We start from the raw sequence: 20,692 nt of genomic DNA, 5'->3' as shown, positions 1-20,692 counted from the left end.
ATCCGAATAGGTACGCGGCACAACGCAATCCGCGCGCCCGCCGATCTCGCCGCGACGGGAACGACATTCGGCCCGGGACCACGGGTCCCGGGCCGGACGAAACCTGGCGATCAGCCGATATTGCGCGACATGTCCGGAATCATCCGGTACGCCTCGTTACTCCAGTTGATCCAGTCGTGGATGCCGTAATTGGGGAACGAGTACACCACGTTGCGCGCGCCGAGAGTCTGCATTCGAACCTGGAACGCCCGGGTGTTCAACAGCGCCAGGAATTCCAGTGGCATACCGCGGACCACGCGATCGGCCGCGGCGCCGACCGGCGGAGCCAGATCCGCCTGATCGGGGATGGAACTGCCCGCGGCGATCCATAGCCTCGTATTGTTCGCCACCAGCCGCGGCGCGAACACGAACGGATCCATGGCCAGCCACTTCGGACCCCACGGCGGCGCCATCGAATCCACGTTGTATCCGCCCGCATCGACCATCGCGGTCCGGATCGCCTCGCGCATACCCGGCGCGGAAACGTTCAGATATCCGGAGTACGACCCGGCATAACTGAACTGGTCGGGGTGATACGCCGCCAGCATCAGCGCCGCGCTGCCGCCCATGGACAGGCCGAATGCGCCGTTGCGCGTGGCCCGGAAACCGAGCCGGTCGTGCAGCGCGTTGCGCAGATCCCGGGTCAGGAACGTCTCCCAGTCGTAGCGATAGGCCTTACCCGGCCCGGACATGAACGTCTCGGTCGCACCCGATCCGGTGGCGGAGCCGGAATTGGTCGGCGGCAGGCCGAAGAACGAACTCGGCGCATTCCAGTCCGCGTAGAAGCTGGACTGGCCGCCGACCGGCATCACCACATTGATATTCCAATTGGCCAGCACCTCGGCCACATTGGTCTCGATCTCCCAGCCGTTGAGATCCTGCCGGGCACGCATACCGTCCAGGGCGTAGACGACGCGATCGGTATTACCGTCGCGCGCGCGCAGGACCCGGGTCTTCACCGGTCCCATCGCCGCATTGTCAACCCAGAAGTCGAAGGCATGCGGATCGAATGCCGCCGCGGCTTTCGGCGCCTCGCCCTGCACCGCCGGCCCGATCGGCATCGCCACGGCCAACGCCGCCACCAATGCCGTGCGGCCCAACCACTTCCGCGCCGAACGGGTGAACCCGCCGTCCGTGGACGATAGTCGGGCGCGGGGTGCACCGAAGCCTGGCTTCCGGGGCGCAAATCGCATCGCGTCTCGCCTTTCGCTCGGGCATCGGTCTCCGCACACCCGCTCGCGGCCCGGCACCCCATCTATTCGGACAACACAGACGAACTCCTCGGCGCATACGGTGCGCCTCCGTACAGCACTGAATGGTCGATACAGAACGAGTATCGACTACCGCTGTGTTATTTGGCCTCCGCTGCGCTTCGGCGTGTTCGCGGCCCCCGGAGCCGCACCGCTCGGCCCGTGTCGGGCACTCTTGCCCGCGCCCGTGGCCCCCGGTCCGCTTCGGCGTGTTGTAGGCGCGGTCCGAGGTGAGCCGGCCAGGGTGACCGTCAGCGGGACTTCACGACACCATCGCCACGCGTCCGAACGGAAAGACAGCCCTCGAACCTGCGAGGTCGATGTCGTGGGTGAGCGAGCTCGGGTGACATTCGGCGGAACCTCTCGACACCGATCGCCACACGTCCGAAGGGCGGGACGGGTCGCGAACCTCGGGTCGGCGTGTGCGACGGGCCGCGAACCCGGAGTTGGCGTCGGCCGGGGATCGGAATCCGATGGGCGGGCCAGCCGTGTGTCGGACGGCAGCCGAAAAGGGAAAGGCCGTGGGCGGAGAGAACTCCGTCCACGGCCTCGTCTTCCGGTTGGTCAGCCGATATTGGCGGACATGTCCGGGATCATCTTGTAGACCTCGGCTTCCCAGTTGTGCCAGTTGTGCACGCCGAAGGCCGGAAAATCGTAGGTGACGTTCTGCGCGCCCAGGCTCAGCATGCGAATCTGGAAGGCCCGGGTATTGGCCAAGGCCAGCGCCTCGAGCGGGGAACCCTGGATGACGTCCATCACGTTGGACACATCGCCGGCCCCCGGAACGCCGCTGGCCGCGGCGATCCACAGCCTGGTGTTGTTGGCCTTGAGCTGCGGAGCGAAGACGAACGGATCCATGTAGAACCACTTCGGGCTCCACGGCGGCGCCATCGAGTCGATGTTGTAGCCACCGGCGTCGATCATCGCCGCGCGCAACGCCTCCCGCATACCGGGCGCGGAAATGTTCAGATAACCCGAATACGCACCCGCGTAATGGAACATGTCCGGGTGGTGCGCGGCCAGCGTCAGCGCCGCACTGCCGCCCATCGACAGGCCGAACACACCGTTGCGCGTGGTCCGGAAGCCGAGCCGGTCGCGCAGCGCGTTGCGCAGGTCGCGGGTGACGAAGGTTTCCCAGTCGTAGCGGTAGCTCTTACCCGGACCCTGCCCGAAAATCTGCAGCCCGCCCGAACCGGACGAGGAGCCCGAGGACGAACCCGACGAACCGGCCTGCGGTGGAATGCCCAGGAACGAACTGGGCGAATTCCAGTCCATATAGAAGCTGGACTGGCCGCCCACCGGCATCACCACGTTGATATTCGCGCGGGTGAGCGCATTGGCGACGTTGGTGTCGATTTCCCAGCCGGACAGATCCAGACCGGCGCGTTCACCGTCGAGCGCGTACACCACGCGATCGGTGTTGCCGTCGGCGGCGCGGAAGATCCGCGATTTGATCGGACCCATGATCGACGAATTGACCCAGAAGTCGAATCCGGTCGGGTTGTACGCCGCGGACGCGGTACCCGCTTCCGCCGCGGACATTCCGATCGGCAACAGCGTAGCCAACGCCAATCCGAGCGCCGAGCGCCTCATCCAGCCGGACCGTCGCCGCGAATCCTGATCGAGCGACCGTCTCCGACGTCTTTCCTGCGCCCAACGCACAGTCACGCCTCGCATATCCTGTTCGGCCTTTCCTTTGTGCGGCCGGGCTCGGCCGCTTCGTGCGGGCCCGCCCACCAGCGCAAGCAGGCCTGCACCGCCGGGCGGAAGTACTCGGTGAGCTTATCGTGCGAACCATGTCGCAGTGTTATCAAAATGATACGAAGTGGTGGAAAACGCAGTTTAGAAGTGGTCGTCACGGTCCAGCGGCGAGCGGTCCCGGACTCGTCGAGATGATCACCCGCAGCTGCCATGACCTGGATATTCGCCCGTCCGACCCGACCACGAACCGGGCCGGGCCACACCTGCAAACACACAGTCATTTCACAGCTACCGAAAGGTCGGGGTCTACTTCGGCGGTGTTAGCACCGGCGGGGGCGGCGTCGGAGCCGGGTCGACCAGATGACAACGCTCGATCTCGTACTTGGGCACCCGATCGATCCGGTACTTGGAGAACGACCACGCCTGGATCAGGTTGTGCTTGAACCGCGACAGCGTCAGCGGGGCCCGCGAAGAGGCCAGCAGATCCTGGGTGGCCGGGCAGGACAGCGCGGTGTGCGCCCGCATCGTCCACTTCTCGTCCATGTACCAGGGCATCCACGGATGCCGGTCGACCATGCCGGTATCGACCACCGCCCAGTCCGCGTAGAGGTTCTTGTCGTGTCCGATGCGACCATCGGTGAGCCGGTCCGAATGCGCGGCCAGCGGATAGGCCAGGCCCTCCTGATCGATGACGCGCACGTTCAGCGGAACGTTCATGCTGGTCATGCCGAGATTCAGGAAATAGACGGTATGGCCGGCCCCGCCCGGCGGGATCGGCAGCGGCGGCGGCGCGACGTACCACATCATGAACGACGGCGAGTTCAGCAGCAGGCCGCCGTTGGGGGTGTTGTCGATGTCGTCGACCATTGCCCGCATGCGCGGATAGTCCAGATAGTCCTCGGCCAGCACCGGATGGTCGTGACCGCTGTTGAGCACGTAGTAGATTCGCTCGTCGACGATGCCGTCCGCACTGATGCTCGCGCCGGACTTGTTACCGGTGGTGTTCGAGGCGAACAGCGCCCAGGCGATCATAGCCACCCAGACCACCGGCAACGCGAACGCCCAATTCCGGTGCAGCGCACCGCGCGCGGCCGCGCCGAACCGCCACACCGGCAGTACCGACACCGGCAGCAGCAGAGTGAACAACTGCGGCAGCAACATTCGTCCATGCATGAAATCGCCGCCGACGCGCAGTTCGAAAACGATCAGCAGCAGTGCGCCGACCAGGATCAGCGTGACCACCGCACGCCGGGTCCGCAACCGCTGCCGGACACCTTCGACCCGGCCGAGCAGACCCGAGCGTCCCCGCGCCACAGCCGATTCCGCATCCGATTCCGCATCGGCCTCGGCCGATCCGGCGCGAGTCCGGCGCGTGCGCAGGATCACCACCGCGACGATCGCCAGCACCAGCATCGGCGCCCACAGGAAGTACGGCCCGCTCAGATCCCACAGATATTTGAGGCCCTGACCCCACTTCGCGCCGCCCGCCTCCTTGGCGATCGCGGTATTGGGTACCGGAAGTCCGTAGTACCCCATTCGCCAGATCTGATATCCCACCGGAACCAGACCGCCGATCACGACTATGCAGGCGCGCAGGAGAATCGGGCGCACCCGCGCGGCGGGCATCGGCGCGCAGAACACCATGACCAGGGTCAGGCCGCCGAGAATGGTCATCTCCGGACGCACCACCCAGCACAACCCGGCCCAGAACACCAGGCCGAAAAGGCTTGGCAGCCGGACTCGTTCGGCCTGGGACCAGCGCATCAGCAGATACCACAGCACGCCCAGCCAGAAGATGACCAGGCAGTTCTCCAAGCCGGAGGTGGCGTAGTCGCGGGCCGGCGGCACCGCGATGTAGACCACGGCGCCGGCCGGAAGCAGCAATTGCGTTGCCGCGCCGCCCCACAGCCGCGCCGCGCCCAGCATCGCGAAGGTCACCGCGAGCAGCGAAAGGGTCAGTGCGGTGAACAGACTCACGTATTCCAGGCGGGCGTGGGTGATCCAGCTGAAGAACCAGATCACATAGGTCCACGCGGCACTGGTGTTGGTCTCCACGCGGTCGCCCGCGTTGAAGACCGGGCCGTTACCGGCCATCAGGTTGCGCACGGTGCGCAGGACGATCAGGCCGTCGTCCGCGATCCAGCGACGCGCCCAAGCGCCGCAGGCGAAGACGACCACGGTGGTGACCACCCCACCGACGAATGCCAGGCGAGCGAACAGCGCGAAACGCCGTGCGGGATCACGTAGCCGGACACGGTCGAGCGATTGGCTCGAACCGTCCGTCCCCTCCCGCTCTTCCCCGTCTGCCAGCATCTCGTCAGGTGAGATAGACAGCGACACCTACCGCTCCGATCCAGGCGATGGCGAGGAACTGCAGGATGCGGTCCCCCAGCGCGATCTCTTCGGGTTCCCCGGCCTCGCCACCGTCGACGTCGACCGAATAACGCAGGACTGCGATCGTAAACGGAATCATCGAGATCGCGAACCACTGGGTGTGCTTGTGGTCGGTCTCGAAGGCCCACAGGCCGTAGAACACGACCAGCGCCGTCGCCGACAACGTCCAGATGAACCGCAGGTAAGTGGGGGTGTAGTACTGCAACGACTTACGGATCTTCGCCCCGGTGTCGAGTGCGATCTTCAACTCCGCGTAGCGCTTTCCGGCCGCCATGAACAGCGAACCGAACGCCATGATCAGCAGGAACCACTGCGACAGCCGGATGTCCGCCGCCGCGCCGCCGGCCACCGCGCGCAGCAGGAAGCCCGAGGACACGATGCAGATATCCAGTACCGCTTGGTGTTTGAGCCCGAAGCAGTACCCCAGCTGAATGCCGATGTAGACCGCCATCGTGACCGCCAGCTGCCAGGCGGCCAGGAAGGAGATCGCCAGCGATCCGGCCAGGAAGACGACCGAGAGCAGGTAGGCCAGGTTGATCGGCACCACACCGGCGGCGATCGGCCGGAAACGCTTGGTCGGGTGGGCCCGGTCGGCCTCCACGTCCATCGCGTCGTTGATCAGATAGATGCCCGAGGCCGCCATGCAGAAGACCACGAACGCGATGCCGATATGCCAGTCCCTGGTCACATCGGCGATCGCATAATTGCCGTCCGGCAGTTTGCCCGCCGCGAGCGGTGCGGCCAGCACCAGGACGTTCTTGACCCACTGGCGCGGGCGCACGGCCTTGACGAGCCCTCCGGCCAGGGTCTTGGGCGGACCCTTCAGCACGGCTTCGTCGAGGTCGGTGCCGGTCGGCTCTTCACTCATTTCAGCGAGGGCTCTTTCCTGTGCGGTCACTGGCAAATCTCTTTTCGGCGGCTAGCACGGCGGCAGCCGACGCGGCGCCCAGCGCGGAACCGGCGAGCACGTCGGACGGATAGTGCACTCCCAGAACCATCCGGGAAAGCAGCATCGGGGGCACGAGCACCGCAGGCAAGGGTAGCCCGGTCAACCGTCCGAGCAACACCGCAGCTGCCGTGGTGGAGGTCGCGTGCGAGGACGGGAAACTCAACTTGCTCGGCGTCGACACGTTGACCTGCACCGACGGATCGTGCGGCCGCTTGCGCCGGACGATCCGCTTGATGACGACCGAGGCCGCGTGCGAACCGAACGCGCCGACCGCGACACCCGCCCACTGCCGCCGGCGCGGCTTGTCCACGAGTGCGCCGAGCGCCCCGATCGCCATCCAGCCCAGCGCGTGCTCGCCGAAGTGGGACATTCCGCGCGCGGCGGAAATCACGGCCGGGCTGGATCCGACGGTGCCCTGCACGGCGTTGAGGATCTTGACCTCACCCGATCGCGTCTGCGGATCGGGAACGACGTGCAGCTCCGGCGCCCTGCCGCCCAGATCGGAGGCTTCTGCGGTCATTTCGGATTCTTCTCCTGTGTGCTCGCGGCCGGGCCGATGCCGAAGGCGTCCTCCCAAGCCGCGGTGCTGGTCAGCTTCGCGTGCGCCGCACGATACTGGTTGCGCACCTCGGGGAAGCGCTCGGCCAGCTCCCGGCGCAGCCGCATGGCCTCCTTGAACAGCTCGAGCGCCTTGCGCGGATCGCGCTTGCGGTACACCACGCCGCGGCCGTCGGCGGTGGTGACGGTGACGCCGTCCACCTGGGAGAGCAAGAACCAGCGCGCGTCGAGCGTCGGGACGTTCAGCTGCGGGGTGTCGTGGTGCTTCGGGTTGGCCTTGCGGACGTTGTGCAGCAGGCCCTTACCGAGCCGGGCCACCTTGGCGATCGGATTGCCCGGCTCGCCGACCGCGCCGACCTCGGCATGCGAGGCCAGCGGCAGTTCTGTCGACGACGGCAGAACCACCGCGTCGGGATACTCCTTGCGCACGGCGTGCACCTTGCCCAGAGCGGTGGGCAGCAGGCCGAACAGCTTGTCAGGTCCGGCGAGGTAGTCGCGGATCGCCTCGTTCTGGATGGCGACCGTCGAATACTCCAAGCACAGCAGATGTTTCAGCGTCGCCTTGATGGTGTTGACCACCATCGGGCGCCCGTCGTTCGGCAGATGCAGCGAGGCGACGACCAAGCGGTTGCGCAGATGGAAGTACGCCTGCCAGTCGATCGCGTCGTCCTTGTCGGACCAGGCCATATGCCAGACCGCCGCACCCGGCAGGGTGACCGTCGGATAGCCGTGTTCGCGTGCGCGCAGACCGTATTCGACGTCGTCCCACTTCAGGAACAGCGGCAGCGGCTGGCCCAGTTCCTCGGCCACCTTGCGCGGGATGACGCAGGTCCACCAGCCGTTGAAGTCCACGTCGATACGGCGGTGCAACAACTTGGAGTTGTCGCGGTCGCGCAGCGGATTCTTGGAGAAGTCGTGGTCGTACTCCACGTTCGGGGCCGCGGTCCACATGAAGATGGAGCGGTCCACCACCTCGCCCATGGTGTGCAGGTGCGAGCGTTCCTGCAGGTTGAGCATCTGGCCGCCGGTCAGGATGGGCGAGCGGGCGAAACGGGAGAAGGCCAGGGCGCGCAGGATGCAGTCCGGCTCGATCTCGATGTCGTCGTCCATGTAGACGATGTATTCGGCATGCTTCGGATCTCCCGGGGCGGGCTTCAACGCCTCGTACATGACCCGGCTGTATCCGCCGGATCCGCCCAGGTTGGGCTGGTTGTGGAAGGTCAGCCGATCACCCAGCGGCACAGCGGCTTCGGCGAATCCGGGTTCGTCGACGACCTTGCGGGTGCCCTGGTCCGGAATGATGACCGCGCGGATCTTCTCCAGCACCAGCGGGTCCGAGCCCAGCGCCGCAATGGTTTTCACCGCGTCGCCCGGACGGTTGAAGGTGGGCATGCCGACCGCGATGGTGCCCGCACCGGGCGCCTCGATCGGCGCGTACCAACCGCCGCTGCGCAATTCGACCGCAGAATCGGTGGTGATGTCGAACCAGATCCAGCCGCCGTCCTCGAACGGCGCCAGCTCGACCTCGAATTCCACCGATTCCGTGGCGATTCCGGCCGCCTGTCCGCCCTCGCCGCTGTGCGCCGGGTCGGCAGGCATCGTGCCGAATTCGTTGCCCTGCACGTGAATTCGCGAACCGTCCGCCTTGGACCGGTACACGTCCACCCGGCCGTGGCCGGACAGCTCCAGCCGCAGCACCACCGAGCTCAGCACACTCCAGCGCCGCCAGTAACTGGCCGGAACCGCGTTGAAGTAGGTGCAGAAGGAGACCTCGGATTCGGCGCCGATCGACAGCGAGGTGCGCGAGATCGCGTGCGCACGACGGGCGTTGGTCTCCGATTCCTCGAGGTACAGGGTGCGCACGTCGAGCGGTTCGCCCGGGCGCGGCAGGATGACGCGCTGCAACAGCGAGATTGCGCGGGTGTGGGTGGGCATCTGTTCCAGGGTCGCTTGTGCGGTCATGTCACTTCCTGCAGAGGGCGGCTCGGGCGCGGGTCACCGGTCGTCCTGCGCGACCAGAGGTGCGCCGGATTCCAGGTGCGGGCGCAGAACGTTGTCGAACATGCTCAGCGCGCTGCCGATCGCCATATGCATGTCCAGATACTGGTAGGTGCCCAGACGTCCACCGAAAAGGACCTTGGCCGTAGCGGTTTCGTCCTTGGCCAGCTCCCGGTAGGTGACCAGCTTCGCGCGGTTCTCGGCGCTGTTGATCGGGTAATACGGCTCGTCGCCGGTCTGCGCGAAGCGCGAGAACTCGCGCTGGATGACCGTCTTGTCCGTGGGGTAGTCGCGTTCGGGGTGGAAGTGGCGCGGCTCGATGATGCGAGTGAACGGCACGTCGCCGTCGTTGTAGTTCATCACCGAAGTTCCCTGGAAGTCACCGGTGTTCAACACCTCGGTCTCCAGATCGATGGTGCGCCAGCCCAATTCGCCCGCGCTGTAGTCGAAGTAGCGATCCAGCGGACCGGTGTAGACGACCGGGGCGTCCGGGCTCTGCGCGCGGATCTCCTCGCGCACCTCGAACCAGTCGGTGTTCAGCCGGACCTCGATGAGCTCGGATTCGGCCATCTTCTCCAGCCACGCGGTGTAGCCATCGCGCGGCAGACCCTCGTAGGTGTCGTTGAAGTAGCGGTTGTCGAAGGTGTAGCGGACCGGCAGGCGCGTGATGATGCCCTCGGACAGCTCCTTCGGATCGGTCTGCCACTGCTTGGCGGTGTAGTCGCGGATGAACGCCTCGTACAGCGGGCGGCCGATCAGCGAGACGGCCTTCTCCTCGAGGTTGGACACGTCCGCGGCGTTCACCTCGGCGGACTGCTCCGCGATCAGCGCGCGCGCCTCGTCGGGGGTGAAATAACGGCCGAAGAATTGCGAGAGCAGGCCCAGCCCCATCGGGAACTGGTAGGCCTGCCCCTTGTGCATGGCGAAGACGCGGTGCTGGTAGCCGGTGAATTCGGTGAACTGGTTGACGTAATCCCACACCCGCTTGTTCGAGGTGTGGAACAGGTGCGCACCGTATTTGTGCACCTCGATACCGGTTTCGGGATCCGCCTCGGAATATGCGTTGCCGCCCAGGTGGTAGCGGCGTTCGACGACCAGCACCCGCTTACCTAATTGGGTGGCGGCACGTTCGGCGATGGTCAGCCCGAAGAATCCGGAGCCGACGATGATCAGATCGAAGGGCGTTGCGGCGGTCACGGGTGCCCAGCGTATCGGAAGTCCGCGAAGACGCCCGGTGGAGTAGCAGACTGCCTCCTATCGACCCGCACGACCGGCAGATTTCCGGCGCCCAACAGGCCGAGGAGGATCGCCGCGACGCCCGCGATCGATGCGGTCGCCGCGCGGCTCGGCGCGACCTGTCCCATCAGTAGGGCGGGTATTGCTGCGGGCCATACATCGGTGCGGGCTGCCGGTACTGACCCAGGGGGGTCGGCGCGGCCGTACGTGCCTCGATCCAGCGCCGGGTCGGGCTCACCGCCGCCAAGCACAGAGTGGAGAACTCGATGACGAACACGATCAGTATCGATATGAGCAGACCGATCACGTCCCCCTGCGTGAGGGGGTTCACCACCAGGGAATAGATCATTCCGCCGATACCACCGACCAAGGTCAGCCCGCTCGTCCCGATGATCATGTATCGACCTGCGCGTCTGCGGAAGAAGAACAGTATCGCCGCGGTGAGATACAGACCCGTGTAGGTCGCCACGACGATCAATGCGACAACATCACCGCTGCTGTTGTCGTAGCCTTCGTGCCGATCCGCACGGGTTCCGATGGTGCCCACGACCGTCACCACCAAACCCAGTGCCCCCTGGATGGTGGCCAACACTCCAGCGGTGATCGCGGTGCCGCCACCGGGCTTTCGCACCGGTCCGACCGGCTGTGGATAACCCGGTTGTGGATAACCTGGCTGTGCGTATCCAGGCTGTGGATAAGGTCCGTAGCCCGAATTTCCGGGCTGCCCGTATGGATATCCCATGGTCTCCCCCCTTTCTCGCCTTCGAATGCGAACTGTACGCGCCGATCACACCACACCGGCCGCCGAATCGATGCCGTCGAAGCATATTCCGCAGCACCGACACTGCGACTGCGGATCGGGCCGCGCCGCGATACCGCCACCGGACGCAAATCGGGCACAGGATCGAAATCCTGTGCCCGAGTGGGCAATTCGCTGCCCTGTCAATCAGTAGCGAGGGTACTGGGGCTGCGCGTAATTGATCTGCGGGGCCTGGGGCGGGGTCACGCCACACCAGCGCTTGGTGGCGGAGGACAGGGTCGAGAACAGCATTACGGCAACGATCAGCAGGCCGGGGATGGAGAAGACCGCCGAGGCCGGGACGCCCGAGGCGAAGCCGACGATCATGCCGATCAGACCGCCGACCGCACCGAGGCAGGACAGGGTGATCAGCAGGATCCGGCCGCCGTTCTTGTGGTTGAGCAGCAAAAATCCGCCGAGGAGGTACAGCACGGCGACGACCGCCTCGAGGACCATGCCGAAGTAGTAACCGCCCCCGTCGAAATCGTGGTGCGAGGCCGAGATGCTGGTCCCGTATTGGCTGTTCATCGAATCGACCGTGCTGTTGAGGTTGTCGATGGCCTCCTTGGCGACGCTCATGGCGTGCACGGTGTAGACGATGCCGCCGATGGCCAGCAGCGCGAGCACGATCGCCAGCACACCCGCGGTGATCGCCGTACCGCCGCCGGTGGACGGCTGTGCATTACCGAACTGTTGGGCATTACTGAACTGTTGGGGATTACCGATCTGCTGTGGAAAACCCGGCGGCTGAGGCATACCCGGCTGCTGGGGATAACCCGGCTGCTGCGGATACGCAGCTTGTTGCGGATAGCCCTGCTGTGGATAGCCTTGCTGCTGTGAATATCCGGGCTGTTGCGGATATCCCGGCTGCTGACCATAAGGCTGCTGGCCGTAGGGCTGAGGCTGACCGCCGCCGTAACCAGCCTGGCCGTATGGGTAGCTCATCGGGTTTTCCTTTCCTCCCCTGATCTGGGCGCGAACTCTACCCCGCACGTCCGTCCCCGGGCGACCCGAAAACTTCCCACGCAGCCGCAGCGTAGGCCGCGGAAGCTTCCTCCAGGCAAGCTCGAACCGGATGCTGCCACGAAGAGTCGGCCACCACCCGCGCAGCGCGAAACCCTTTGTCGTTCAGAAGGTTCGGATTTGTGATGACCGAAGACGCACGGTCGAGCCACCCGGAGGTGTCCGGGTGACTCGACAGCTCCGCACTGCTGTCGAAGGCCGAATCCCCTACCGCAGATGGGATTCGGCGTAGACGTACATCGCGTTCCGGACGAATTCGGTCGTCCCCTCGCCGTACTTGTCGTAGTTCGCGGCGAAACGCGGGTCCGCGACGTACATATCGCCGAGGCCGGTGAAGGCGCAGGCATCCGGTTGCCTGCCTCCCCAACCGATCGCGATCCAGTCGTAATGACGTCGCGCGATCGCCTGTACCTGCGCACTGTCCGGTGCCAGACCAGCCGCATGCGCCCGGCCGTAATCGGCGGCGATGTCGAGGTGGGTCTGCCCGAACGCCTTTCGATCCGCCTCGCTCATCGAACGCCACCAGGCGTCGCTGCGCTCGTACGCCTCCTTACCCCAGCGTTCGACCACCTCGTCCTTGTACCGGGTGTGGTCGAATCCATCGAATGTCTCCTCCGCCATGAGCGGTTCACCTGCTTCCGTCTTGCGCAATGTTGTGTGCACCGACGCGATCTGCCGGGCGATCCGGTCCTGCTGCTGACGCAGCAGTTCCAGATGCGTTCGCAATGCGGCCGCCGTATCCTGTTCCCCCGCAAGCACTTCGGCGATGACCGGCAGGCCGAGGCCGAGCTCGCGCAACAACAGGATGCGCTGCAACCGAATCAGGGAATCCTGGTCGTAATACCGGTAACCATTGGCCCCGACCCGGCTGGGCGGCAACAATCCGAGCTGCCCGTAATGCCGCAGCGTCCGGCTGGTGGTCCCCGCCGCCCGAGCCAACTCCTGAATGGACCACTCACCCACGCCCGCACCTCCCATTTCCCCTGATCGCATCGACACGCCCAGCATGCAAGTTGACGCTACGTCAAGGTCAAGGCTCTTTCCGCAAGCCCACCGAACTCCCGCGCGGGGCGGTCTCATTCGACTCGAAACCCACCCCGATCCGAAACCTACCGAGGTTCCGACGCCCAGGAAATCGCTGATCGAGGTGACCGAGCCCATGTGGATGCCGCGGCCGACGCCGCATCCGCGACTCGCGCGATCGGAGCTGGAACTCGCGATCGGAGCTGGGACCACTGCCGAGACGGAGTACCGACGTCCGCACCGGCTGTGCTGGATGCCGAGTGCTACGGAGACGGAGTTCGCGTGGTCTGTTCCGGAGTTGCGGGATTGTCCGGTGTCGGAGTCGGGGCCGCCGAAGGCGGAGTAGCGGCGGAGGTCGGAGCGGCGGGGGTCGCCGGACCCGCTGTTGCGGCCGAAGCCGGTGCCGCTGCGCTCGGGGCCGGCGCGGCGGCGGAGGCCGGAGCCGATGCCGCATCCGGTGCGGCTGCCGGGGGTGCGGCATCCGGGGCGAGGGCCGGTGGGGCTGGATTGGGCGCGGGTTGGTTCGGGGCCGGTGCTGGTTGTGGGGCTCGGGGCGTCTGGGCCGACTGATTGGTCCCGCTGAGCGCAGGCGGGGGTGTGGGACCGCCGGGCGCGGAGGCGTTCGGGTTGGTCGGGCTGCCCGGGATGGCCGGAACGCCCGGGACAGCGGGAACACCCGGCGTGGCCGGAACGCCCGGGACAGCGGGAACACCCGGCGTGGCGGGCAAGCCCGGGGTGGCGGGCAAGCCCGAGTTCGCGGAAGGGCCGGGGTTGTTGGGAGCGCCCGAGTCGACGGAAGCGCCCGGAGTGGCCGAGTTCGCGGAAGGGACCGGGGCAGCCGGGGTGCGCGGGTTCGCGGAAACGCCCGAGTCGGCGGAGGTGTCCGGGTTGGCCGGAGCGCCCGAGTTGGCAGCGACGCCCGGGGTGGCGACACCGGGGGCCAGTTGTAGGAGGGTGGTGAAATCGATGACCTTGGTGCCCAGGGCCGGGGTGGCGATGATGACGCCGTTGCGGAACAGCCGGTATGTGCCGCCGTGGTCGGGGAGGAGCGATTCCGGGCCCAGCGCTGCTCCCAAAGTTCCTGTGGGACCGCCGGTTCGGGCATATTTGGTGTCGATGGCGGTCGGGGCGGGCGCGGGTTGGGGGGCGGCGGGAGGATCGGCGGGGGCGAGTGGAGCGGCGGGAGTCAATTCGGCCGGGGTGGGGCCGATTTCGAACATGCCGGCGTCCATGGGGTGCACACCGTTTGGGGCCGAGGAGTATTCGCTGCGCAGCAAGTGGCCATCGCGTAGCAGTACCTGGCCCGCCGTCGCTCGGACGTCCGCATCCGTGCGCGGATCTTCCCGGCTGGTTCCCGAATACGCTTGGCAGTCCTGGGTGTCGCAGGTCTGCGCGTACGGATAGCGGGTCTCGGCGAGGGCATAGGAACGAGCGGCGATCGCCTGGGCGCGCAGCGCCTCGCCGCCGCCCTGATCGGCCCAGTCCGCGGACATCTCGGTCGGCACGACGCCGCGCAGATAGTCCTCGGTGTCGACGCGATCGACCGTACGGATCTCCTGGCCGTCCAGCGCGACGCCCAGCGCACCCCGATATCCGCCCGAACCGCAGATCTCGAGCTGTTCGGCCGCCGGACGGTTGCCACCGGGCGCGATCGGATAGGCCCAGGGATCGGAGGTCGCCCCCTGCCACAACACGTCCCCGCCACAGCCGGACAGGATGGTGACATCGGCGCCGCCGGACGTGGGCGTCAGATGGGCGACCTGCCCGGGCAGCACGTGCCGGCCGGCGACACTCAGCCCGGAATCGGAGTAGACGTCCAGCGGCTTGTTGTCCTGTCCCATCAACCGCACCCGGACCGTGGTCGGCGCGATCGTGGCCAGCTGAGCGCCCGGATAGTAGCGCTGCAGAATGCCGATCGCATTCGTCCCGGATTTGGCCTGGTCGAACGCGCCGAACTGGCTCATTCCACGGCCATGTCCCTCGTCCACGCCCGCGGTCGTGCGGTACGGCGGCGCATCGGGCCACGCCCAGTAGAGAACGCCGGAACCCGCGGTCAGCGCGGCGACCATCCCACCCGCCATCGCGACACGCCGACGACGGCGTCTGCGCGACAGAGTGCCACGGCGGATGGGCACGATCCTCGGACGTTTCGAGCTGGTCATCACGCACTCCCACGGATTCCGCGAACAGGCCGGCCGGGGCGTTCCCCGCCTGCCTACCCGCTGGATTTCTATCGGAAAGCTACATTCAAGCTATTGCTATCTAATCCTCTACCAAAGGTTTAGATTTGCAACAGTTGGGACCAGTGTGACGCTTGATCCGTCAGGAATCAACCATGACCTCCCGACTGACGGTCGCCGGTTCTACCTGAATGGAGCAGCTCGTGCCGTATCACAGACCCAAGAGGTCATATGTTCTTCCCGTCGTCGCCACGCTCGCGGTCATCGCACCGCTGTCCGCGATCGCACTACAGAGCTCGCCGGACTATCGAAATGCAGGTAACAGCGACTTCTCCGCTATCCCAGCGCGCTTCGCCGAGGTCGTGCTGTCCTCGGCCCCCGACGCCGTCCTGCCGCTGCACGAACTCAGCGGCCTGAACCTCCCCGACCTGCACCTTTCCGACCTACGCCGCCTCCCGCTCCCCAGCTCTGTGCCGATACCGCCGAACCTGCCCCTCCCCCCGGGCCTCCAACTCCCCGCCGAAATCCCTCTTCCCCAACTCGGTGATCCGCAGACCACCTCCACAGCACCACAAGCCCGATCGGCCGCACCGACACCCCAACCCGGCGTCCAGGCGCCGCTCTCCCCGCAAGTCCCCGACACTCAGCCCACGTCGACCACGGCGCCACTCCCCTACACCCCGCAGGTCCCCTCGGGACCTCAGGCGCAGGCCCCGGCGACGCCGGCGCAGCCTGCACCTCCGCCTCCGGCCGAACCAGCGACACCGCAGGCCCCAGCCGCTTTCCGCGTCCCGACCCCGCCACGAGCCGAATCCCCCTCCACCGGTGACGAATCCGCCGCCATCACGCGGTTCACCCGGCCATCGGCCGGTGCGGCACGGGTCGTACCCGGACCCGCGCCGGTCCGAGTTCCGACGGCATCGCGATCCGCGGCGACGCAATACATTTCGTCGGATTCGAGGAAGAACTTCGCGAGCAGCGCACCCGCCGGGGCCGTGCGGTCCGGCGCGGGACATGTGGTCGTGCCGGTCGACTACCCGACGTCGCCGGCCGCGCCGGAACCCTCCCCGACCTCCGCTGCGCCGAGGGCATCGGCGAATCCGGATGCGGCCACGAGTGATCCGGCGTTGGTGCCGGGGGCCGACCCCGCCGCACCGGCGCTCGCGCCCGGGGCGGTCTCGCCGGAGGTGGCGGCACAGGTGGGCGCACAGGTCAAGGAGGTCACGCGGGATACGCCGTTCAGCATGGTGGCGCTCACCGCGAAGGATCTGGACGGGACGACGGCGATGATCCGGGCGCGCGGTGCCGACGGCGCTTGGGGCGCTTGGTATTCGGCGGATCCGATCGAAACCGGGCCCACCGACGCGACCACGGCCGATCGCGCCGGCACCGAGCCGATCTATGTCGGCAGGACCAAGGATGTGCAGGTCCTGCTCACGCACAAGGCCGATGCGGCGGACCACACCGAGGGCGCGACCGACCTGTCCGCCGTGCTGATCGACCCTGGTCACGGCCCGTCCGACGCGGCGCTGTCCGCCATCGCCGCACCGCTGGCCAACGGCGGTCCCAAGGTGATCACCCGCGCACAGTGGGGCGCGGACCCCTCGCTGCTGTGCGACAAGCCGACCGTCGACGACGGCCTGAGCGGAATCGCCGTGCACCACACGGCAGGTCGCAACGATTACACCGCGGCCGAATCGCCGGGCATCGTCCGCGCGATCTACACCTATCACGCGAAAACGCTGGGCTGGTGCGATATCGGCTACAACGCCCTGGTCGACAAGTACGGCCAGATCTTCGAGGGCCGCGCCGGCGGCCTGGACAAACCCGTGCAGGGCGCACACGCGGGCGGCTTCAACGAGCACACCGCCGGGGTCGCGCTGATGGGCGATTTCCAGTCCCAGCCGCCGACCGACGCGGCGATCCAGGCCGCGGGACGTTTCATCGGCTGGCGCGCCGGGATGGCCGGGCTGAACCCGCTGAGCAACACCACCCTGTACTCCCAGGGCACCGGCTACACCAAGTACAAGAAGGGCGCGGCGGTGAAGCTCCCGACGATCTTCGCCCACCGCGACGTCGGGAAGACCACCTGCCCAGGCAACGCCGCCTATGCCCGGATGGACCGCATCCGCAGAATAGCCGCGCAGACCGCTTCCTCGGCCGGATCCGCCAAACCGGCGAATAATGCCGTGTCACAGGATAATTCCGAGCAATCCGCGAATAGCGGCGCCGCACCGTCCAATTCCGACCCGAACGCCGCGGTATCGACTCCGGATTCCGAGCCATCGACAAGTCCCGAACCCACACGCGATACGACATCCCCCATGCCGACACTCGCTCCCGCATCACCACATTCGGACGCGCAGCGATAGCTTGTCGCACAGAGAATTCGACGAGTCCGCCCTGGGTGCACGCCCGTCACATTCGCGTCGGCCGGTTCGTCCGGGCGACGCGAACCGGCCCCATCGAGACGGAATCCGGCTCCCGGACGGAGCGGATCGGCCCTCTTCAGCAAGGAAATCCAGCAGGTCGGCCTATTCGAGAACGCCGGACGCGGTCACGAATCCGGGCCACCCATAGGCCCTCGGCGACGCGGAACACGATCACCGGTCGGCGGCTCGATCACCCGCAACGTGGCGTGACCACTCCGCAGCAGACCACGCGGCGACGCGAATGCGTTCCGGCCGGTGCGGATTCGATCCGGGCAACGCGAATTCAGCTGGCCCACCAGCGTTCCAGGACGTGCGCGACGCCATCCTCGGAATTGGTGCCGGTGATCTCGTCGGCGGCGGCGATGGCTTCGGGGTGGGCGTTGCCCATGGCTACGCCGTGACCTGCGAGGCGCAGCATCGGGACGTCGTTGGGCATATCGCCGAAGGCGATGATGTCGCGGTGTTCGACCCCCAGGCGTTCGGCGACGATGGTCAGGCCCGATGCCTTGGTGACGCCCGGCGCGGACAATTCGATCAGGCCCTTGTCGGTCGAATAGGTGAGGTCGGCGCGGTTGTCGAGATGCGGCTCCAACGCGGCACGCATATCGGCGCTGGTCGCACCGGGCAGCCGGATCAGCATCTTGATCGCGGGCGCGGCGATCACCTCGCGCCGCGCGACCTGCGTATCGTCCGGATTGAGCCAGGCGTGCTGATATTCGGGCGAACTCACGAACTGCGGAGTCGCCGCATCGTGCGCGGTCTCGCCGACGCGCTCGGCCGCCAGACCGCAACCGGGCAGGACGCGTTCGGCGAGTCCGGCGAGCCAGGCCAGCGTGTCCACATCCAGCGAATTGCTGTACAAGATCCGGTCGGTGGCGCTGTCGTAGACGACCGCACCGTTCCCGCAGACGCACAGCGGCGGGTATCCGAGACCGTCCACGACCGGATCGATCCAACGCGGCGGCCGCCCGGTGGCGAGGATGAAATGCACACCGTCGTCGATGAGCGCCTTGACCACGGCCCGGGTTCGCGGACTCACCTGCTCGGCCCGATCGATCAACGTGCCGTCGACATCGGTGGCCACCAGTCTGGGCTTGGGCGAGTTCAGGCGAGTCACCTATTCCATCCTGCCCGAAATGCTCGTGCCGAAGTAATCAGTTTCCCGGACGCCGCCACGATTCCTCGGCCGCGCCGAGCGGCGGCACCTCGGGGAACGGGGTCGGCTCGTTCGAATACGGCATCGCTCCGGGAGGCGGAGACTGCGGCGCCGGGCCGGGCCCACCGACCGGCGTGCCGGGCCCGCTCTGCCCCACGTACGGCGCTCCGGGGCCGGGCTGTCCCGGATATGGCGTGCCGGACTGCCCCGGATAGGGCGCGGGACCCGGCCGGAACGGATCAACGTACGGCACGCCCGGCGCCGGGTACCCCGGGGGTACCTGTCCCGGGTACGGTGCGGGGTATCCCGTCGCCTGCCCGGGAACGTGGGTGAGCCAGCGCCCGGTCGCGGGCACCAAGGCCAGGATCGCGGTGGTGACGGGAAACACCTGCCCGATCACTCCGCCGAATCCGCCCATCAGCCCGACCGAACCGTGATCTCCGGCATACAGCACGACGTACGAGGCCACACCGGCGACGATCGTGGCCACACATCCGGCGACGATGAGAATCCGCCCGAGCGGCCTGCGCCGGAACATCAGCACCGCACCCGCTGTGAGCAAACCTCCGGTGACCAGACCGACCACCCCGAGGACGATCAGGAAGCCCGCGAACCAGGAGTTGAGCGCCACGGTGGAGTCGCCGAAATCGGGCAGGGCGCTGGCCAATACGATGTCCAGCACCCCGCCGAGAATTTGCCCGACCGCGCCGAGCGCGGCAAGCACACCGGCGGCCATCGCCGTCCCGCCACTCGGTTCCATGCTCCGGCCCTGTGGGTACGGTTGATAGCCGCCCGGATACTGGGGATAACTCACGACCCGCCCCCTGTCTTCGACGCCGGACCACCCGACGGCGTTGAAACCTTCTCTGCACGATATCTCGCGAGAGAAAGTGAGGTCGTCGTGCGTAACGCGCTCGCCGGAATATCTATCCCTATGATCAGGGGCTAGTAACCGACCCGAGGGGACCGATGACCGGCTTTCTGCTACGACGTGCGCTCAACTATGTCGTGCTGTTGGTGCTCGCTTCGTTCCTGACCTTCGCACTGGCGTCGCTGACGTTCCACCCGCTGGACAGTCTCGAGCAGCGCAATCCCCGCCCGCCGCAATCGGTGATCGACGCCAAGGCGGCCGAACTGCATCTCAACGAGCCGATCCTGCCGCGATACGGCACCTGGGTGAAAGACGTGGTGGTGCACGGCGACTTCGGTCAGACCCTCACGGGCCAGCCGGTGAGCCAGGAGCTCGGCCGCCGGATCGGGGTGAGTCTGCGGCTGCTGGTGATCGGCTCGGTGATCGGCACCGTGCTGGGCGTGCTGATCGGTGCGGCAGGAGCGATCCGGCAGTACAGATTCAGCGACTATTTCACCACGATCATCTCGCTGCTGGTGCTCAGCACACCGATCTTCCTGTTGGCGACGCTACTGAAGTACGGTGCGCTGGAACTCAATACGGCAACCGGTCAGCAGATCTTCCTCTATACCGGCGAGACCTCGGCCACCGCCGTGGACGGGCTGTGGAATCAGATCGTCGACCGGCTGCAGCATATGGTCGTGCCCACGCTCGGCCTGGCCCTGGGCTCGATGGCCGCCTACAGCCGCTACCAGCGCAACGCCATGCTCGACGTCCTGCAGAGCGATTTCATCCGCACCGCCCGCGCCAAGGGGCTCACCCGAAAACGCGCGCTGTACAAACACGGCCTGCGCACGGCCCTGATCCCGATGGCGACGCTGTTCGCCTACGGTCTGGGCGGTCTGATCACCGGCGCGGTGTTCACCGAGAAGATCTTCGGCTGGCACGGCGTCGGCGAATGGCTGGTCGACGCGATCAACAGGCAGGACCTGTACATCGTGGTCACCGTGACGACCTTCGCCGGACTGGTGATCCTGGTGTCCGGCCTGCTCTCGGACATCGTCTACGCCATGCTCGATCCCAGGGTGCGTGTTTCGTGACCGA

Annotated in this window: 16 protein-coding genes; 3 read left to right on the top strand and 13 right to left on the bottom strand. The window is 66.7% G+C overall.

The features are described from left to right. Positions 1-110: 110 nt before the first annotated feature. On the bottom strand, positions 111-1,232 hold the full coding sequence (locus NV1_RS02730; protein ID WP_084525009.1) for an alpha/beta hydrolase: 1,122 nt from the start codon (positions 1,230-1,232) through the stop codon (positions 111-113). A 621-nt stretch (positions 1,233-1,853) separates the two neighbouring features. Beyond that, positions 1,854-2,753 (bottom strand): alpha/beta hydrolase, encoded by a 900-nt coding sequence (locus NV1_RS02725; protein WP_245713530.1) that lies wholly within the window; start codon positions 2,751-2,753, stop codon positions 1,854-1,856. Here NV1_RS02725 and NV1_RS45430 point away from each other — a divergent pair. Beyond that, positions 2,752-2,910 carry a hypothetical protein gene (locus tag NV1_RS45430; RefSeq protein ID WP_245713529.1) on the top strand — a complete coding sequence of 53 codons (159 nt, stop codon included), beginning with the start codon at positions 2,752-2,754 and terminating at the stop codon, positions 2,908-2,910. The genes NV1_RS02725 and NV1_RS45430 overlap by 2 nt on opposite strands. Positions 2,911-3,296: 386 nt before the next feature. Here NV1_RS45430 and NV1_RS02720 read toward each other — a convergent pair whose 3' ends face one another. From NV1_RS02720 to NV1_RS46305, 9 genes are all read right to left on the bottom strand, one after another. Continuing rightward, a complete protein-coding gene (locus tag NV1_RS02720; RefSeq protein ID WP_067885151.1) occupies positions 3,297-5,303 on the bottom strand; it encodes an arabinofuranosyltransferase AftB family protein in 2,007 nt (668 codons plus the stop codon). 4 nt (positions 5,304-5,307) lie between these two features. Then, positions 5,308-6,252, bottom strand: coding sequence for a decaprenyl-phosphate phosphoribosyltransferase (locus NV1_RS02715; RefSeq protein ID WP_067885150.1), 945 nt, complete (start codon positions 6,250-6,252; stop codon positions 5,308-5,310). A gap of 1 nt (position 6,253) precedes the next feature. Continuing rightward, a complete protein-coding gene (locus NV1_RS02710) occupies positions 6,254-6,853 on the bottom strand; it encodes a phosphatase PAP2 family protein (protein ID WP_084525007.1) in 600 nt (199 codons plus the stop codon). After that, on the bottom strand, positions 6,850-8,853 hold the full coding sequence (locus tag NV1_RS02705) for a glycosyltransferase (protein ID WP_067885148.1): 2,004 nt from the start codon (positions 8,851-8,853) through the stop codon (positions 6,850-6,852). Before NV1_RS02705 ends, NV1_RS02710 begins: the two co-directional genes overlap by 4 nt. Before the next feature lie 33 nt (positions 8,854-8,886). Further along, the gene (gene glf / locus NV1_RS02700; protein WP_067885146.1) at positions 8,887-10,086 is read right to left on the bottom strand and encodes a UDP-galactopyranose mutase; all 1,200 of its coding nucleotides are present in this window, start codon (positions 10,084-10,086) and stop codon (positions 8,887-8,889) included. Between the two features lie 166 nt (positions 10,087-10,252). Next, positions 10,253-10,867 (bottom strand): DUF2076 domain-containing protein, encoded by a 615-nt coding sequence (locus NV1_RS02695; RefSeq protein WP_084525006.1) that lies wholly within the window; start codon positions 10,865-10,867, stop codon positions 10,253-10,255. A gap of 204 nt (positions 10,868-11,071) precedes the next feature. Then, positions 11,072-11,869, bottom strand: a complete 798-nt coding sequence (locus tag NV1_RS45000) for a hypothetical protein (protein ID WP_176580850.1) — start codon at positions 11,867-11,869, stop codon at positions 11,072-11,074. 285 nt (positions 11,870-12,154) lie between these two features. Then, a complete protein-coding gene (locus tag NV1_RS02685; protein ID WP_174557397.1) occupies positions 12,155-12,925 on the bottom strand; it encodes a MerR family transcriptional regulator in 771 nt (256 codons plus the stop codon). A 308-nt stretch (positions 12,926-13,233) separates the two neighbouring features. Then, positions 13,234-15,132 carry a SpoIID/LytB domain-containing protein gene (locus NV1_RS46305; RefSeq protein ID WP_084525005.1) on the bottom strand — a complete coding sequence of 633 codons (1,899 nt, stop codon included), beginning with the start codon at positions 15,130-15,132 and terminating at the stop codon, positions 13,234-13,236. 221 nt (positions 15,133-15,353) lie between these two features. Here NV1_RS46305 and NV1_RS41755 point away from each other — a divergent pair, with 221 nt between their 5' ends. Further along, positions 15,354-17,522 (top strand): peptidoglycan recognition protein family protein, encoded by a 2,169-nt coding sequence (locus NV1_RS41755; protein WP_245713528.1) that lies wholly within the window; start codon positions 15,354-15,356, stop codon positions 17,520-17,522. Between the two features lie 343 nt (positions 17,523-17,865). On the opposite strand, the gene NV1_RS02670 is transcribed toward NV1_RS41755, so the two are convergent. Together NV1_RS02670 and NV1_RS02665 are read right to left on the bottom strand one after the other, a co-directional pair. Further along, positions 17,866-18,699, bottom strand: a complete 834-nt coding sequence (locus tag NV1_RS02670; protein ID WP_084525003.1) for a Cof-type HAD-IIB family hydrolase — start codon at positions 18,697-18,699, stop codon at positions 17,866-17,868. A 37-nt stretch (positions 18,700-18,736) separates the two neighbouring features. Beyond that, complete coding sequence (locus NV1_RS02665) at positions 18,737-19,552, bottom strand: MFS transporter (RefSeq protein ID WP_067885137.1); 816 nt, start codon at positions 19,550-19,552, stop codon at positions 18,737-18,739. Positions 19,553-19,707: 155 nt separating this feature from the next. Here NV1_RS02665 and NV1_RS02660 point away from each other — a divergent pair, with 155 nt between their 5' ends. After that, the gene (locus NV1_RS02660) at positions 19,708-20,688 is read left to right on the top strand and encodes an ABC transporter permease (RefSeq protein WP_067885135.1); all 981 of its coding nucleotides are present in this window, start codon (positions 19,708-19,710) and stop codon (positions 20,686-20,688) included. The last annotated feature ends 4 nt before the right edge of the window (positions 20,689-20,692 follow it).

The organism is Nocardia vaccinii NBRC 15922, assembly GCF_001613305.1.
GTDB classification, from domain to species: Bacteria; Actinomycetota; Actinomycetes; order Mycobacteriales; family Mycobacteriaceae; genus Nocardia; species Nocardia vaccinii.
This window is presented reverse-complemented; position numbering and strand designations above follow the sequence as displayed.

Coding starts and splice junctions, on each gene's coding strand:
- NV1_RS02730 (WP_084525009.1), bottom strand. CDS start 1,232: ATGCGATTTGCGCCCCGGAAGCCAGGCTTCGGTGCACCCCGCGCCCGA.
- NV1_RS45430 (WP_245713529.1), top strand. CDS start 2,752: ATGATCGACGAATTGACCCAGAAGTCGAATCCGGTCGGGTTGTACGCC.
- NV1_RS02725 (WP_245713530.1), bottom strand. CDS start 2,753: ATGGGTCCGATCAAATCGCGGATCTTCCGCGCCGCCGACGGCAACACC.
- NV1_RS02720 (WP_067885151.1), bottom strand. CDS start 5,303: ATGCTGGCAGACGGGGAAGAGCGGGAGGGGACGGACGGTTCGAGCCAA.
- NV1_RS02715 (WP_067885150.1), bottom strand. CDS start 6,252: ATGAGTGAAGAGCCGACCGGCACCGACCTCGACGAAGCCGTGCTGAAG.
- NV1_RS02710 (WP_084525007.1), bottom strand. CDS start 6,853: ATGACCGCAGAAGCCTCCGATCTGGGCGGCAGGGCGCCGGAGCTGCAC.
- NV1_RS02705 (WP_067885148.1), bottom strand. CDS start 8,853: ATGACCGCACAAGCGACCCTGGAACAGATGCCCACCCACACCCGCGCA.
- NV1_RS02695 (WP_084525006.1), bottom strand. CDS start 10,867: ATGGGATATCCATACGGGCAGCCCGGAAATTCGGGCTACGGACCTTAT.
- NV1_RS45000 (WP_176580850.1), bottom strand. CDS start 11,869: ATGAGCTACCCATACGGCCAGGCTGGTTACGGCGGCGGTCAGCCTCAG.
- NV1_RS02685 (WP_174557397.1), bottom strand. CDS start 12,925: ATGGGAGGTGCGGGCGTGGGTGAGTGGTCCATTCAGGAGTTGGCTCGG.
- NV1_RS46305 (WP_084525005.1), bottom strand. CDS start 15,132: ATGACCAGCTCGAAACGTCCGAGGATCGTGCCCATCCGCCGTGGCACT.
- NV1_RS02660 (WP_067885135.1), top strand. CDS start 19,708: ATGACCGGCTTTCTGCTACGACGTGCGCTCAACTATGTCGTGCTGTTG.